Origin of the sequence: Zavarzinia sp. CC-PAN008 (assembly GCF_051903925.1) — a bacterium.
Classification (GTDB): domain Bacteria; phylum Pseudomonadota; class Alphaproteobacteria; order Zavarziniales; family Zavarziniaceae.
In genome coordinates this window covers 4,579,684-4,593,785 of sequence record NZ_CP173678.1, presented here as the reverse complement: position 1 = coordinate 4,593,785, position 14,102 = coordinate 4,579,684, and the positions used below count along the sequence as shown (strand labels likewise).

13 protein-coding genes are annotated in these 14,102 nt (G+C 65.6%); 8 read left to right on the top strand and 5 right to left on the bottom strand.

The window, feature by feature from the left end:
• Positions 1–351: 351 nt before the first annotated feature.
• The 4 genes from ACI6GS_RS21290 (at position 352) to ACI6GS_RS21275 (ending at position 5,848) form a co-directional block, all read left to right on the top strand.
• The gene (locus ACI6GS_RS21290; RefSeq protein ID WP_439817995.1) at positions 352–1,974 is read left to right on the top strand and encodes an RNA-directed DNA polymerase; all 1,623 of its coding nucleotides are present in this window, start codon (positions 352–354) and stop codon (positions 1,972–1,974) included.
• Positions 1,967–3,577 carry a DNA polymerase gene (locus tag ACI6GS_RS21285; protein ID WP_439815481.1) on the top strand — a complete coding sequence of 537 codons (1,611 nt, stop codon included), beginning with the start codon at positions 1,967–1,969 and terminating at the stop codon, positions 3,575–3,577. The genes ACI6GS_RS21290 and ACI6GS_RS21285 overlap by 8 nt, the downstream gene beginning before the upstream one ends.
• Positions 3,578–3,768: 191 nt before the next feature.
• Positions 3,769–4,410, top strand: a complete 642-nt coding sequence (locus ACI6GS_RS21280; RefSeq protein WP_439815480.1) for a hypothetical protein — start codon at positions 3,769–3,771, stop codon at positions 4,408–4,410.
• A 211-nt stretch (positions 4,411–4,621) separates the two neighbouring features.
• Positions 4,622–5,848 (top strand): diguanylate cyclase domain-containing protein, encoded by a 1,227-nt coding sequence (locus ACI6GS_RS21275; RefSeq protein WP_439815479.1) that lies wholly within the window; start codon positions 4,622–4,624, stop codon positions 5,846–5,848.
• On the opposite strand, the gene ACI6GS_RS21270 is transcribed toward ACI6GS_RS21275, so the two are convergent.
• Genes ACI6GS_RS21270 through ACI6GS_RS21260 form a run of 3 tightly spaced genes read right to left on the bottom strand, consistent with a single transcriptional unit; the run spans position 5,838 to position 8,666 of the window.
• On the bottom strand, positions 5,838–7,004 hold the full coding sequence (locus ACI6GS_RS21270) for an acyltransferase family protein (protein WP_439815478.1): 1,167 nt from the start codon (positions 7,002–7,004) through the stop codon (positions 5,838–5,840). The genes ACI6GS_RS21275 and ACI6GS_RS21270 overlap by 11 nt on opposite strands.
• Before the next feature lie 59 nt (positions 7,005–7,063).
• The gene (locus ACI6GS_RS21265) at positions 7,064–8,320 is read right to left on the bottom strand and encodes an RNA polymerase sigma factor (protein WP_439815477.1); all 1,257 of its coding nucleotides are present in this window, start codon (positions 8,318–8,320) and stop codon (positions 7,064–7,066) included.
• A complete protein-coding gene (locus tag ACI6GS_RS21260; RefSeq protein WP_439815476.1) occupies positions 8,310–8,666 on the bottom strand; it encodes a YciI family protein in 357 nt (118 codons plus the stop codon). The genes ACI6GS_RS21265 and ACI6GS_RS21260 overlap by 11 nt, the downstream gene beginning before the upstream one ends.
• A 138-nt stretch (positions 8,667–8,804) precedes the next feature.
• On the opposite strand from ACI6GS_RS21260, the gene ACI6GS_RS21255 reads away from it, so the two are divergent.
• Positions 8,805–9,239: a GFA family protein gene (locus tag ACI6GS_RS21255; protein ID WP_439815475.1), complete on the top strand. Its 435-nt coding sequence runs from the start codon at positions 8,805–8,807 to the stop codon at positions 9,237–9,239.
• 52 nt (positions 9,240–9,291) lie between these two features.
• Positions 9,292–9,813 (top strand): lactoylglutathione lyase, encoded by a 522-nt coding sequence (gloA, locus tag ACI6GS_RS21250; RefSeq protein WP_439815474.1) that lies wholly within the window; start codon positions 9,292–9,294, stop codon positions 9,811–9,813.
• Between the two features lie 6 nt (positions 9,814–9,819).
• On the opposite strand, the gene ACI6GS_RS21245 is transcribed toward gloA, so the two are convergent.
• Positions 9,820–10,980 carry an adenylate/guanylate cyclase domain-containing protein gene (locus tag ACI6GS_RS21245; protein ID WP_439815473.1) on the bottom strand — a complete coding sequence of 387 codons (1,161 nt, stop codon included), beginning with the start codon at positions 10,978–10,980 and terminating at the stop codon, positions 9,820–9,822.
• 136 nt (positions 10,981–11,116) lie between these two features.
• Here ACI6GS_RS21245 and ACI6GS_RS21240 point away from each other — a divergent pair, with 136 nt between their 5' ends.
• Complete coding sequence (locus tag ACI6GS_RS21240) at positions 11,117–12,133, top strand: metal ABC transporter solute-binding protein, Zn/Mn family (RefSeq protein ID WP_439815472.1); 1,017 nt, start codon at positions 11,117–11,119, stop codon at positions 12,131–12,133.
• 135 nt (positions 12,134–12,268) lie between these two features.
• Here the strand turns inward: ACI6GS_RS21240 and ACI6GS_RS21235 are convergent, their stop codons facing one another.
• Entirely contained in the window at positions 12,269–13,405 is a 1,137-nt protein-coding gene (locus ACI6GS_RS21235) for a CobW family GTP-binding protein (protein ID WP_439815471.1), read from the bottom strand.
• Positions 13,406–13,612: 207 nt separating this feature from the next.
• Between ACI6GS_RS21235 and ACI6GS_RS21230 the strand changes: the two genes are divergently transcribed.
• Entirely contained in the window at positions 13,613–14,095 is a 483-nt protein-coding gene (locus ACI6GS_RS21230; protein ID WP_439815470.1) for a transcriptional repressor, read from the top strand.
• The last annotated feature ends 7 nt before the right edge of the window (positions 14,096–14,102 follow it).

Genomic DNA, 14,102 nt, shown 5'->3' with positions numbered 1-14,102 from the left:
GGTGGTCCTTCCGGCTCGAGCTAGTACGGGCGCAGCTCAGAACCGCTATCGCAACTCCAGCGACCATAGTGCAAAGCACCTAACACAGGTTTACCCTCGCGATGCAGACGTGCGGGTCATTGAGCCGCTTTGTCCATGACGCGCCAGAAGAGCATCAGGCCGACGGCGAGTTGGCAGAACTAAGTGTCAGATGTATTGATGTTGCTGCTAACAGCGCTATTCTGATCACTTCGCACTTGTAGATTTCTTGACCAAAAGCTGATTCAAGCGTGCCGCTTCGCTGAAGCGGAATACGGAATTCTATCCAAGGTGGATGGATTAGTTTATGCGAAGATAGGTGCCGCCTTGACTGTGTCCCTTGGGCCGATTGAGTTTGACGAAAAAGTCGTCAAGAAGCAGCTTGCGCGGGATCTTGTTGACGACTGGTTTCCGGATCCACTCAATTTCACTGATCTGTTGGAGTCCGATCACATTGAAAGGATTCTTCGCAACAATTTCGTCGAAAATCATGGCGAATTTGCGCCGCACTCGCGTACTTTGTTAAACATCCCGAAACCCAACTACACCCTCCGCTATGGCCTCGAAACAAGCTTCTGCGAGCGAGCGCTCTACCACGCATTGGTTTCGCGGCTTGTTCCCACGTATGACACCCTTATCCCCTGGAACGTGTTTAGCCACCGGGCGGCTCAAGGAGACAGGGAGCGCTATCTGTTTCGGCGCCCAATACCGGCATGGAGAGACTTTACCGGTATCGTACGGAATACCATCGGTGCAAGCGACTACCTGCTCTCAACCGACCTTACAAACTATTTTGAGAATATTAGCCTGAGTGAGTTGAAGCGTACAATCGTGTCGTTCTTGCCCGAGGTACAGGTTGACGCGAATGAAAAGGCGGCGATACGAGCCAACGTCGAACTCCTATTTTCCTGCCTGAAAAGCTGGGCGTACTCGGAAACAGGCGGGCTCCCTCAAAATCGCGACGCTTCGTCTTTTCTTGCGAACATATACATGCTGCCGATCGATAGAGCATTGCTACAGCAGGGATACAAATACTTCCGTTACATGGATGATATAAAAATAGTCTGTAGCGATAAGGCCGCTGCTCGCCGGGCGCTGAAGGCGCTGACTATCGAGCTTCGGAAGCGCGGCTTGGCAGTGAACGCTGGAAAGACCCAGATCGCTGCCGCGTCTGAAACACAAACAATAGGTGATTGTCTGGATAGTGGGGAGCCTGAGCTTCAGAGGATTGACTCAATTTGGCAAACGCGCCAGTTGCGTCCTATCAGTCGATCGTTCCCATTGCTCCGCGCCTACACATTACGTAAGTTGCGCGAAGGGGATGTAGCGAGTCGTGGGTTCCGGTACTGTATTCGTCGATTGGAGGCGTTGGCCGTCTGCGCCGAATTTGAGGTACCTGAAGCATACTTCACCGATATCACAAGGCTTGTGCTTGAGGCGCTGCCCGAGCATCCGGCATCAAGCGACGAATTGGCCCGCTATCTCCGCGCAGTACCTACCAAGCGAGAGGATCTTGATCTAGTTGGGAGCCTTTTGACCGACGCTGGCCGCAACTTTTATACGTGGCAATGTTATAGGCTTTGGCTGCTTCTGGTCCAGAAGAAGCATCGCGATGAAGCTCTCGTCGCATATGCCATGCAGGTAGTCAGGTCGGGTGGTGACAATGCCGCCCGTTGTGGAGCAACACTATATGCGGGCGCGTTCGGCACTAGCGTAGACAGAATTGGAATTGCAGAACGATTCTCTGATCTGCGATCATTCCTTGGGCAGCGCGCAGCGCTACTAGCAATCCAAGAGCTACACTTCAAGCCGCATGTTGCAGCATATGTTATGCCAAACCTGAGAGCGGATCTCCTTGGTGTCTATAGAGGGCTTGGTAGACGTGGTATTTATATGGCACCGCCTAAACCTATTTCAATCACACGTATTCTCGATACCGAGCGTGATTATGACTGAGGTTGCGTTTCTCGCTTACGTGCCTGATCCGTTTGCCATGGTCGGGTCCTGTTTCATGGTGCGTCTACCGAATGCAGGCGATCAGGTGTTGACCGGGTCGGAACTGAGCGCATTCGACGGCCCCCTCCTCACTCTAGACTTGAGTGGGCTAGTCGATGATCTTCGACGCTTGGGGTGCGCGCCCCCATCAGCACTCCTGGACTTTGGTGAGGCGATTCGACTTGGTGTGGGATTATCGAAGGACGATGGAGGTGAGAAGCATTGGGACATTTGGCCGGTTCTTACCCAGCATTTTGCCAGCGTCCAAGACGCTCATGTTTACCGACTTCTAGTACTCGCGCGGATCGAGCGGCCCGAAGCATCGGAACTCGCGCGACTGCTATCCGCTGCGCTTTGTGCTCTTGAATCAGCTTGGGCTAGTGTTGCAGAACACTTACGGCGGTTGAATGAAATTGATCGACTGGTGGACGTCGAATGGCCGCTGCAGAGTTTGTTCGCTTATCGGCAGTATCACGGTATTCGGGTCGATGCGGAGCGCACATATGCACTGTTCGAGGCGATCTCCGCAGAAAAATACCAAGCATACCGCATCGTAGCCGAGATACTTGGCCGAAGCCCTACTGGCCTGAGTTTTCGTACAATTGGACCAAATCTGAGAGGTACGGACCTATCGCATTTGGTCGACGTAGACCCAGCTCGGATGCAAGACGCCTTTGAATTGGCTGCGAGTGCATCGCCGCTTGCTGCGGCTTTTGTAACGTTAGTCAAAGCTTCGCGGGATGAGGCTATCGTTCAGCGGGCGTTAGGTGGCGAAGAACGGCTTTATCCAGTATTTAATGTGCTTGGTACTATAAGTGGACGGGTGCTTGTTTCGGACCCGTATCTACAGCAGTTGAGACGTCATTACCGGGGCCTGATTGCTGCCGATCCTCATCGGCGCTTGGTATATCTCGACTATGCGCAGTTTGAACCTGGTATCCTGGCCGGGCTCAGTGATGATAGTGCGCTCATAAGTGCGTACAACAGGGGCGATTTATATTTAGCTCTGGCGGAGATACTATTTCGGGATGTAAAAAAGAGACCACTGGCCAAGCGAGTGTTCTTGGCATTTTCTTATGGTATGACGGCCGATAGAATTGCGCTTATGCTCGCAGGAAAAGATGCATCTGAAAAAGTGCGCGGAGAACTTGCGGGATTGATTTCCACCTTCTTTGCTTCATTTCCGGGGTTGGAGCAGTTCCGGGCCGCCCAGTGTGCGGCACTCCAACGGGATGGCATGGTGTCCAGCTTGTTTGGCAACCGGCGAGTCCGGCAAACAGGAGGACCGCTTACGCACAAGGAGCGCCGTTGGGCGTTGAACCAACCGGTTCAGGCTACAGCGTCTCTGATATTCAAAGAAGCGCTTGTGCGTCTGAAGGCGAGGTTTGGGGCGGAGGCTATTCTTTTGCCGATGCATGATGCCGCTCTGATCCAACTTGCGGATAGTAAGTCGTTCGAAAGCGAGGTCGATGAAGCATCTCAAATTATGATCGATTCATTTAAGGCGCGATTCCCTAAAATTGTGGCTCGTGTGACCTCTGGTGCCTTCTCGGGTGATGTATAGCCCTGTTCGAACGGATATGGGCAGCTGGAGGCCCGGCTGAGCTTTGGAAATGCTATTGCGTTGCACGACATCATAAACTTGCCTGCGGAGCCTCCTTGACATTCGGTTCCATTCGTGCTTGTTTTGTTCTCATGTCTCCTCCGTTGCCCCAAAACCCCGCCCCGCACGCGGCGTCGCCGGTGGATGCGGCCATGCCGGGGACGGCGGAGGAGCTGGGGGACCTGGCGGAGTTGCGGGGGCTGTGCATGGCGGCGGCCCGGCGCTGTGCTGCGGCACAAGCCACGGCAGAGGCGCCGGAGCAGATCGCCGTGCTGACCCTGGCGCTGGACCGCGCGGCGCGCGCGGTGCGCCATATCATCGTCCTGGAACAGCAATGCCGCGGTGCCCGGCCGCTGCCCCATGCCCGGCCCCAGCGCGATGCCGCGGTCCAGGGCAGCGCGGCGGGGCCGGGCGGGCGCGCCGGCCGCCCCCGGGCCGCCGGCCAGGAAAGCTGGGCCGAGATGGACGATCCCGGCCCGTGGGACGATGCGGACCTGGACCGCCTCAACACCCTGCTGGACCGCGTGGCCCAGAACCATGGACAGGACCTGGCGGAGCAGGCGGCGGCACGCGGCGAGCCCGTGCCCGAAGACTATGATGTGCCGACCATGCAGGGTGAATGGCATCGCCGGCCCCTGCCGCCCGTCGGCCCGGGTGCGGCGACCCGCACCGGCGGGGCCGGTCCCGCCACCCCCGACCGGGCCCCCGTGGGCCCCTTATCCCCTTCCGCCCCCGGCTGGATGCCCCGCTTGGGCACCGGCCCGCCCGCCGCACCCCCGGCCAGCCTGGGCTGAACCCGGCCTGGGCTGGGCCCGGCCTGAAAACAGCACGGCCTTGAAACAGCACGGCCCGGAAACAGGAGGGCCTTGAAACAGCTCGGCCTGGGCGGGGCACGGCGCCAGCGTCACCACGCCCGGCCCGTCCCCCGCTGCGCCCGCCGGCGGCCTTCATCGCTTGTTCACCAAGTCCCTGGCAGTGTGAACCAAAGCGCCGGGGGAGGGTGTGTTGGCCGGTCAGGTGTTCATTGCCCTGCTCAATCCGGGGATCGGCCTGCTCCTGGCCGGGGCCTTTGGCGTGCTGTGGCTGTACCGCCGGGACCAGGTCTATGTGCGGACGGCGGCCTGGGCCTATGGCGTCATGGCGGTCGCCTTTGTCGTGCAGGATTTCGCGCCGCGCCTGCCGTACGACGTGCACCGCATCCCCTCGAACCTGGGCTTCCTGGCCGCGGCGGCGCTGCTGACCGCCGCCATGATGCAGCGCGCGCGCGTGGCGGTGCCGTGGCGCCTGCTGCTGGCGCTCGGCGGCGTCACGCTGGGCGCCATGGTCTGGTTCCTGCTGGTCCAGCCGGACCTGGGCGCCCGCATCTGGGTCATGTCCTGGGGCTTTGCCGCCTATGCCCTGGTCATGGCCGTGGGGCTGGCGCGGGCCCAGCGCGCGGCGGCGGCGGCCGGCACGCGGCCGCGCCTGATCGACCGCCTGATGGTCCGGGTCACCGTGCTGGCCGGCCTGCTCTATGCCCTGCGGCCGCTGGCCCTGGCCGGGATGCCGGGGGGTGCGGCCACGCAGTTCGACCTGGCCAGCTCGGTCTACTGGGCCATGGTGCAGTCGTCCCAGGCCATGCTCTCGATCCTGCTGGCGCTGGTCCTGATGGTCGCCTTCGCCGTCGACCGCATCGGCGAGGCCCGGGCGGAGGCGGATACGGACCCGCTGTCCGGCCTGCTGAACCGCCGCGGGTTCGAGGCGGCGGCCCAGGCCGCGCTGCGGCGCGCCGCGACCGCCGGCGTGCCGGCGGCGCTGATGATCGCCGACCTCGACCATTTCAAGCGCATCAACGACAGCCACGGCCATGCCGTGGGCGACGCCGTCATCGCCCTGTTCGGTGCCCATGTCCGCGACCTGATCGGCGTGCACACCATTGCCGGCCGCATCGGGGGGGAGGAGTTCGCGATCCTGCTGCCCGCGGTCGACCTTGGCGGCGCCCGGCGCCTGGCCGACCAGCTGTGCCGCGACCTGCCGGCCTGGGCCAGCGGCCGCGTGCCCGACGGGCTGCGCCCCACGGTCAGCGTGGGCCTGGCCGTGGGCCTGCCCGGCACCACCCTGGCCGCGCTGCTGGCCCGCGCCGACCGCGCCCTCTACGACGCCAAGCAGGCGGGCCGCGACCAGGTCCGCGTCTTCCTCGCGGCCAAGGGGGAGGACAGCGCGCCGCCGCGTCCCGCCAGCCTCAACGGCTGACCCCCGGCACCGCCGTACCGGTCCGCGCCCGGGCGATGCGGCTGCCCAGGTCGATGAACGGCCGCTCCACGCGCTCGTAGAGCAGCCAGGACAGCGGGGCCACGGCGACGACACAGGCGGCGATCAGGGCCCAGGCCGTCTCCTGGCTCAGGGCGCGCCCGTTCAGCTCGGCATAGCCGCCGACGACCAGGGCAAAGAGCGGGATGTGGACGAGGTAGGTGGAGTAGGACCACTTGCCGAGCATGGTGATCGCGCGGGAGCGGGCCACGACGTCGTACAGCCCGATGACCAGCCGGCTGCGCAGCCTCAGCTTGCCGCCCTCCGCCAGGATGATCGGCACGAAGGCCAGCCAGACGACCAGCGCCAGCTTGCCCCCGTCGGCCGCCAGCAGGACGGCGACGCTGGCGGCGACGATGGCGCCCCAGTACAGCGCCTCGCCTCGCGCCAGGGGCTGCAGCAGCATCCGGCAGCCGATGCCGATCAGGAAGTAGGGCATCGCCAGGGGCAGGAACGAGGGGAAGCGCCACAGCAGGCCCGAGCGGTCCAGGGCCAGGAACGCCGCCAGGATCGCCGCGACCAGGATGGCGCCCAGCTGCCAGCGGGCAAAGGACAGGAGGGGGATCAGGAACGGCGCCACCAGGTAGAACTGCCATTCCAGCGACAGGCTCCAGGCCGGGATCAGGAAGGTGGAGCTGGCATAGGGCATCCAGTCGTCGGACGGCACGCCGTGGAACATCGACAGGTGCAGCGCCAGGTGCTCCCAGAACGCGCCGCTCTCCGCCGCCGCCCGCTCCAGCTTGGTCCCGTCGCTGAACGGCCAGGGATAGCCTGTATAGGCGACCAGGTAGAGCTCGCGCACGGCCAGCGCCGCGACCAGGCAGACCAGGAAGATCGGGAACAGGCGCAGCCAGCGCCGCAGGATGTAGGTGCCATAGCCCTCATCCTTCGACAGCAGCAGGTGCGCGATGACGAAGCCGCTGACGATGATGAAGACGCAGACCGGCGCCCGCCCGTTAGTCAGGATGCCCAGGATGCGGTCGGCCCAGGGCGACTGCACCGCCTGGGGCGTGATGCCGCCCAGCTGCAGGGCGTGGCTGACCACCACCCACCAGGCCATCCAGGCGCGCAGGCCCTCGACCGACGTGAAACGCAGCATGTACAGGCCTCCCGGCGCACCCGGCCCGCTTCTCGCACGTTTCCGTCAGCGGCAAAAGCTCAGGGGCCAAGGGCGGCCAGGCGCCGCGCCAGATGGCGCTGCTCCGGGGCCTGGCGGGCCTGGGCCAGGGCCGTGGCGAACGCGGCGCGCGCCTCAACCGTGCGGCCCAGGCGCAGGCACAGCTCCGCGCGCACGGCATGGGCATGGTGATAGTCGGCAAGCTGGCCCCGCGCCAGCAGGCGCTCGACCAGGATCAGGCCGGCTTCGGGGCCGTCGCGCATGGCGACCGCCACCGCGCGGTTCAGCGCCACCAGCGGCGATGGGTCGGCCCGCGCCAGCAGCGCGTACAGACCGGCGATCTCCGCCCAGTCGGTCGCCTCCGCCGTCGGCGCCTGGGCATGCAGGGCCGCGATCGCCGCCTGCAGGGTATAGGGACCGAAGCGGCGGGAGGCGAGCGCCTGTTCCAGCAGGGCCGTGGCCTCGGCGATCAGGGCCTGGTCCCAGCGGGCGCGGTCCTGCTGCTCCAGGCGGACCAGGTCGCCCCCGGGTGACAGGCGGGTGGCGGCCCGGGCCTCGTGGAACAGCATCAGCGCCAGCAGGCCCAGGACGTCGGGCCCGCCCGGCGCCTCGACCGGTACCAGCTCGGCCAGCAGCCGCGACAGGCGGATCGCTTCCACCGACAGGGGGGCACGCACCGCCTCCTCGCCCAGCGTGGCGGAGTAGCCTTCGCTGAAGACGAGGTAGAGCACGCGCAGCACCACCGGCAGCCGTGCCGCCAGGTCGGGGCCCCACGCCGCCTCGCCAGGTACGGGCAGGGGCGGGGGCTGGGCGCGCAGCTGCGCCTTGGCGCGGACGATGCGCTGGGCCAGTGTCGGCGCCGGCACGCGGAAGGCCGCGGCGATCGCCTCCGTGGTCAGGCCGCAGACCTCGCGCAGGGTCAGCGCCAGCTGCGCCTCGGGCGCCAGGCCCGGGTCGCAGCACAGCAGGATCAGGCCCAGGCGGTCGTCGCCCAGCGCGGGTGGCTCCTGCTCGGGTGCGGTCGCCAGGGTGGCCAGGTGCGGCACCAGCGCGCGGTGCCGGATACGGCGGCGCAGCCTGTCGATCGCGCGGTGGCGTCCGGCGGTGATCAGCCAGGCCCGCGGCTGCCGGGGCAGGCCGTCCCGCGGCCAAGCGACCATTGCAGCCATGAAGGCGTCCTGCAACGCCTCCTCTGCCAGGTCCAGGTCGCGCAGCTGGCGCGCCAGACTGGCCAGCACGGCGGTGCGCTCGGCCCGGTACACGGCGCCGATGGCCTCCGCCGTCGGCTTACCGGGCATGGCGCACGCGCAAGGGGCGGACCTCGATCGTGCCCAGCCGCGCCAGCGGAATGTCGGCGGCCAGGCGCGCGGCCTCGGCCAGGTCATGGGCCTCGACCAGGATGAAGCCGCCCAGCACTTCCCGCGTCTCGGCAAAGGGGCCGTCGGTCATCATCACCTGGCCGTTGCGCAGGCGCACGCTGGTGGCGGCGCTGACCGGCTCAAGCGCTGCCGCGTGGATCAGGTGCCCACGCTCCTGCAGTTCGCCGTCATAGGCGATCGAGTCCCGGACCAGCGTCGAGTGCGCGTCCTGGTCCAGGCTGTCTAGGACGGACTGCTCGAAATAGACCAGGCAGAGATACTTCATCGTCGCCTCCCGCGGACAGTGTGCCTCCAGGTCGATTGGCTGGCAGCGGAATCGACGACATCGCAAAAATTTTGGGCGACACTGTCGAAACCGGCGCGCCCGTTCGACCATGTTCCGACCAGGATGGAGGACCGGGAGATGAGTGACGACGGACTGACGGGTGGCTGCCTGTGCGGGGCCTTGCGTTACCGCGTCGGGGGCGTGCCCTTGTGGATGGGCTATTGCTATTGCGGGGACTGTCGCAAGGCTTCCGGCTCGGGCTTCATTCCTTTCATCGGAGTCGATGCCGCGATGACGGAGATCAGCGGCCCGGTGCGGGCGTTCACCATGATGGCGGGACCGGATCGGCCCTCGACGCGCTGCTTCTGTGCCACCTGTTCCAGCATGGTGTTCGGCGGCGTGGTAGGGGAGAGCACGTCGTTCACGATCTATGCCGGGTCCCTCGACGATCCGCGCCACTTCGTCCCGGCCATGGCGATCTTCGACAGCTGCCGCCCTACCTGGGTGCCGCGGCCGCCCGGATTGGACGTGTTTGCGCGCATGCCCACGAGCGGCGAGGGCGAGGGTGGTTGACCTGGGACGGCATGGCTGGCTGCATGGCGCGGATCAAGCGGAGCTGCAGACCATGAGCGAGACATTTGATGTGGCCGAGGCCACGCGGGACTTCATCTTCAACCAGACGATGCTGCGCATCCGCGATCCTGAAAAGTCGATCCCGTTCTATCGCGACGTGCTGGGCATGACGCTGCTGAAGCAGTTCGACTTTCCGGAAGCGAAGTTCTCGCTCTATTTCATGGCCTATGTCCGACCGGGCGACGAGCCCCTGCCGGAGGACGACGTGGCGCGGGCGGAATACACGTTCCGGCAGAAGGCGACCCTGGAACTGACACACAATTGGGGGACGGAAAGCGATCCCGCGTTTCCCGGCTATGTCAGCGGGAACGAGGAGCCGCGCGGCTTCGGCCATATCGGCATCGCCGTGCCCGACGTCTATGCCGCCTCCGAGCGGTTCGAGAAGATGGGCGTCAGCTTCCAGAAGCGGCCGGACGACGGGCGGATGAAGGGCCTTGCCTTCATCAAGGATCCGGATGGCTATTGGATCGAGATCCTGTCTTCCCGGCGGCTGGCAGCCGCCACCGCGCGCTGAACTGTCTTACACCGCAAGCACGGGCACGGGGGCGGCGAAGCCGCGAAGCGCGAATGACCCCAGTGGCTCCAGGCGTTCGCCCAGGCGGTCGGCGATTGCCTGGGTGGCCAGGGCGGGGACGCCCAGCGTCGCGCACAGTGCCTGAAGCCGGCTGGCCAGGTTCACCGCCGGACCGATCACGGTGAAGTCAAGGCGCGTGCGCGAGCCGACATTGCCATAAGCGACCTCGCCCACGTGCAGGCCCAGGCCAAAGGCGACCGGCTGCGGCCCGTTGCCTGTCGCGACCGAAAGGTTCCGGCCGGCGGTGATGATGGCGCGGGCCGCAGCCACCGCCCGGCGGCAGGGGTCCTGGTCGCCCTCGGTCGGAAAGATCGCCAGGACGCCGTCGCCGATGAACTTCAGAACCTCGCCCCCCTGCGCCGCGACCGCACTGTCGACCATGTCGAACCAGTCATCCAGCAGGGCGATCACCGCCTCTGGCGGAACGGCATTGCTGAGTGCCGTGAAGTTGCGCAGGTCCCCGAACAGGATCGCGGCGTCGATCCGGGTCACCGCGTCGCGGTCGATCTGGCCGGCGAAGACCTTCGCCCCACTGCGAGGACCGACATACGTATCCAGCAGGTTCAGGGCGATCTGGCGTGTCACCGTCCGCTCGAGTACCGGTCCCAGGACCTGCGCCGCGCGCAGCAGACGCGCCATGTCCGCATCGCCAAAGCCGCCGGGGCGCTGTGTGGCGAAGCTGATCGTCGCAGTGCGAACGGCGAAATCCAGGAAGGGCAGGGGTACAGCAACATAGTCGGTCGCCCCCTGCTGCGCCAACTCGGCCAGCAAGGGCATGTCGGGGAAGGGCCCTTCCAGGCGCGACCGGAACGGTTGCGCCGTTTCGTCAACGATGCGGATCGGGCTCAGCAGGTAGTTGTCGCCCCAGACAGGCACGCGGACGTGGCGCGAACTGGCATGCGTGCCGTCGCGCCAGATGCTTTGGCCGCCATTGTCGACGGGGTGGAGCGTGTCGAGCATCAGGTTGGAGCGCCACAGCGGAAGGCCCATGGCGTGAAGGCGGCTACAGACCTCGGCATGGATCGTGTCGGGGTCTGCATGGGCCAGCCTGCCGGCGCTGGCCACCGCCAGCCATTCCGCGAAGCCGTCGAGCAGGGGCGCATCCATCGTGTCCCAGCCTATACCGCGTGGCACGCCCTGGCGCGCCTGCCCGGACCGGTGGGACGCATCACGCTGGACAGTGAGTTATGATATAACATATTACCGCGTCGCACCGGATGTACCGCGTGATGGAGATGACTGCATGTTCCGTGCTCTTGGCCCCCTGGTCGCGCTGGTCGCAGTCGCAGGACTGCTGTCGTCGCCCACCGCGCTGGCCGATGCGCAACCGCTGAGGGTCGTTGCCAGCTTCTCTGTACTGGCCGACATGGCGCGTCAGGTGGGTGGAGAGCAGGTTGAGGTCCGCAGCCTGGTCGGCCCCGATGGCGACCCGCATGTCTATCAGCCGACCCCGGCGGATGTTCAGGCCCTGGCCGGGGCCGATGTGGTGATCCGGGGTGGACTGGGCATCGACCGCTGGCTGGACCGGCTGGTCGCGGCCGCGGATTACAAGGGCCCGATCGTCGATGCCTCCGCCGGGGTTCCCGTGCGCCTTCAGGGCCCGGGCGACGCGGACCACGAGCATCACCACGACCATGGCGATCACGGCCACGACCACGACCATGAGCATGCGGGGGACGAACACGCGGCACACGAGGATGACGCACCGGCAACCGATGCAAACGGACGGGCGGTCGACCCGCATGCCTGGACCAGTGCAGCCAACGGAGCGATCTATGCCGCCAACATCCTGAAGGGCCTGGTCGCGGCCGATCCGTCCCATGCCCAGGCCCTGACAGCCAAAGGGGAAGCCTATGTCGCCGAGCTCAAGGCACTGGACGACTGGGCGCGGGCCGAGCTTGCGGCGATTCCTGCCGAGCGGCGGCGCGTGATCTCCAGCCACGCAGCGTTCGGATACCTGGGTGATGCCTATGGCATCACGTTTCACGCACCCGTGGGCCTGTCGACCGACGCCGAGCCGTCCGCGGCCGAGATCGCGGCCCTGATCCAGCAGATCCGCACCGAGAACATTCGCGCGATCTTCATCGAGAATGCGACCGATCCACGCCTTGTCCAGCAGCTGGCACGGGAGACAAACGCAGTCGTCGGTGGTGCCTTGTACGCCGAGTCCCTTTCCGCCAGCGACGGGCCGGCAGCGACCTATGTCGCGATGATCCGCCACAACATCGAAACGTTGAAGGCCGGGATGGCCGCGCCATAGGCCATCGCTCTGACACGGTGCCGAACTCATACCGCCGACGGAGGAGTGGGCGCCGCACGTCGTTCCGCTCCTCCGCAGGCTATCGGTTGTCGTGCCTCGGAGGCACGATGTCGGTCGCTTCGACCTCGGACTGGTTCAGGCCAGGGCGTCGAGCGTGGCCTCAATCGTGCGACGCTCAACATTGCGGGTGATGAACACCAGGCGTGTCCGCTGATCGACGTCGGGCCAGCGGTCCAGCAGGATCGGCTCATGGAAGACGTGCTGCACACCGTGAACGACGACGGGCCGCCGCTCGCCGTCCTCGATCGCCACGATGCCTTTGACCCGCAGCAGATCCGGTCCCTGCATTGCCGAGACCAGTTGGAGCCATAGCCAGAAGCGGTTCCACGGTACCGCGCGATCCAGCGTCAGGCAGAAGGCGCGGATCGCATCGTCGTGACGGTTCACGTCTGGATGATGGTGCCCGTGGTGGTGGTCGTGGGCATAGGCTTCGGCCTGGAGCCAGGCGCGGACGTCGTCGCTGCGGTCGATCGGATCGAACAGACCCAGGTCGAGCACGGATCGCGGGTCCACATGACCCTGCTCCGCCGATACGATCTTGGCTGCCGGGTTCAGGACCCGCAGGCGGACAAGGAGGGCATCGACGGCGTCGCGGGGAGCCAGGTCCGACTTGGTCAGCAACAAGCGGTCGGCCATGGCCACCTGCTTCACCGCCTCTGGCTGGCTGTCCAGGGTACCCATGCCGTTGACGGCGTCGACCGCGGCGACCACGCCGTCCAGAAAGTACCGCTCCAGCAGCGCGATGTCCGAAATGAAGGTGTGAACGATCGGCGCCGGATCGGCCAAGCCTGTCGTTTCCACGACCACGCGCGTGAACGGCGGCGCCGTCCCGGCGTCCCGCCGCGCGACGAGGTCGCCCAGCGCGCGCGAAAGGTCGCCCCTGATCGTGCAGCACAGGCAGCCGCTCTGCAGAAGGACCATGTCCTCGGCCACATGATCAACGAGGAGGTGGTCCAGACCGACTGCGCCGAACTCGTTGATGATGACCGCGGTGCTGGCGAAGTCGGGTTGCTTCAGCAGGTGGTTCAGGATCGTCGTCTTGCCACTGCCCAGGAACCCGGTCAGCAGGGTGACGGGGATCAGTGGCGCGCCGGCCATCGGCGGGGTCGCGCTCATGCCGGCTCGCACCGGAAGCGCCCCGGCCGGGGTGCGCTCTCTCGGGCTGACGCCGCGTTGGTTTCCGGATCCTTGACCAGGGCGCAGGCTCGGCACCGGCCGCCCTCGCTCAATGTGCAGTCAGGGACCGTCGGGTGGTCGTCCCGGGCCTCGGCGGGGCGATGCGACGCGGCTTGGCGCAGTACGGGTGGATTCATACTTATATGTTATAACATAACAATCTGTTGTCCAGGGCTCGGTTGCCGACCGCCCCTGCGGTGACGGCCCGGTGCAGCGACAGCCCGCGCGGTATAGGATTGAGGAATGACGCGTGCCCCTCAGATTCCCGCCCTGGCAGAGACCGAAGCCGTGCGCCGCGACCTGGACAGCGCGGCGTTGCTGTGCGTCGAGCGGGGCGCGTCGCTGACGCCCTTGCGCCGCACCGTCCTGTCGCTTGTCCGAGCCGGAGATGGCCCGACCGGGGCCTATGACCTGATCACCCGCCTGGGCGAGGTCCTGGGCCGCCCGGTGAAGCCACCGACGGTCTATCGCGCCCTGGATTTCCTGGTGGAGATGGGGCTGGTGCGGCGGATCGAGAGCCGCAATGCCTTCGTCTCGTGCGCCCATCCGGAACACGAACACACCTGCGTTTTCTTCGTCTGCACCCGTTGCGGCACCTCCGCCGAGCTTGAGGACGACCGCATCGTGGCCTTGCTGGCCGAGGACGCAGCGACCTTGGGCTTCCACCCTCAGCGCCCGGTGATCGAGGTCGAGGGCCTGTGCCGCTCCTGCGGAAAGAGCGGCTAGGCTTCTC

Bases quoted from the DNA above. Each gene is read 5' to 3' on its own strand.
- ACI6GS_RS21240 (WP_439815472.1), top strand. From the start codon at position 11,117: ATGTTCCGTGCTCTTGGCCCCCTGGTCGCGCTGGTCGCAGTCGCAGGA.
- ACI6GS_RS21270 (WP_439815478.1), bottom strand. From the start codon at position 7,004: ATGCTGCGTTTCACGTCGGTCGAGGGCCTGCGCGCCTGGATGGCCTGG.
- ACI6GS_RS21280 (WP_439815480.1), top strand. From the start codon at position 3,769: ATGCCGGGGACGGCGGAGGAGCTGGGGGACCTGGCGGAGTTGCGGGGG.
- ACI6GS_RS21245 (WP_439815473.1), bottom strand. From the start codon at position 10,980: ATGGATGCGCCCCTGCTCGACGGCTTCGCGGAATGGCTGGCGGTGGCC.
- ACI6GS_RS21265 (WP_439815477.1), bottom strand. From the start codon at position 8,320: ATGCCCGGTAAGCCGACGGCGGAGGCCATCGGCGCCGTGTACCGGGCC.
- ACI6GS_RS21285 (WP_439815481.1), top strand. From the start codon at position 1,967: ATGACTGAGGTTGCGTTTCTCGCTTACGTGCCTGATCCGTTTGCCATG.
- ACI6GS_RS21255 (WP_439815475.1), top strand. From the start codon at position 8,805: ATGAGTGACGACGGACTGACGGGTGGCTGCCTGTGCGGGGCCTTGCGT.
- ACI6GS_RS21260 (WP_439815476.1), bottom strand. From the start codon at position 8,666: ATGAAGTATCTCTGCCTGGTCTATTTCGAGCAGTCCGTCCTAGACAGC.
- gloA (WP_439815474.1), top strand. From the start codon at position 9,292: ATGAGCGAGACATTTGATGTGGCCGAGGCCACGCGGGACTTCATCTTC.
- ACI6GS_RS21230 (WP_439815470.1), top strand. From the start codon at position 13,613: ATGACGCGTGCCCCTCAGATTCCCGCCCTGGCAGAGACCGAAGCCGTG.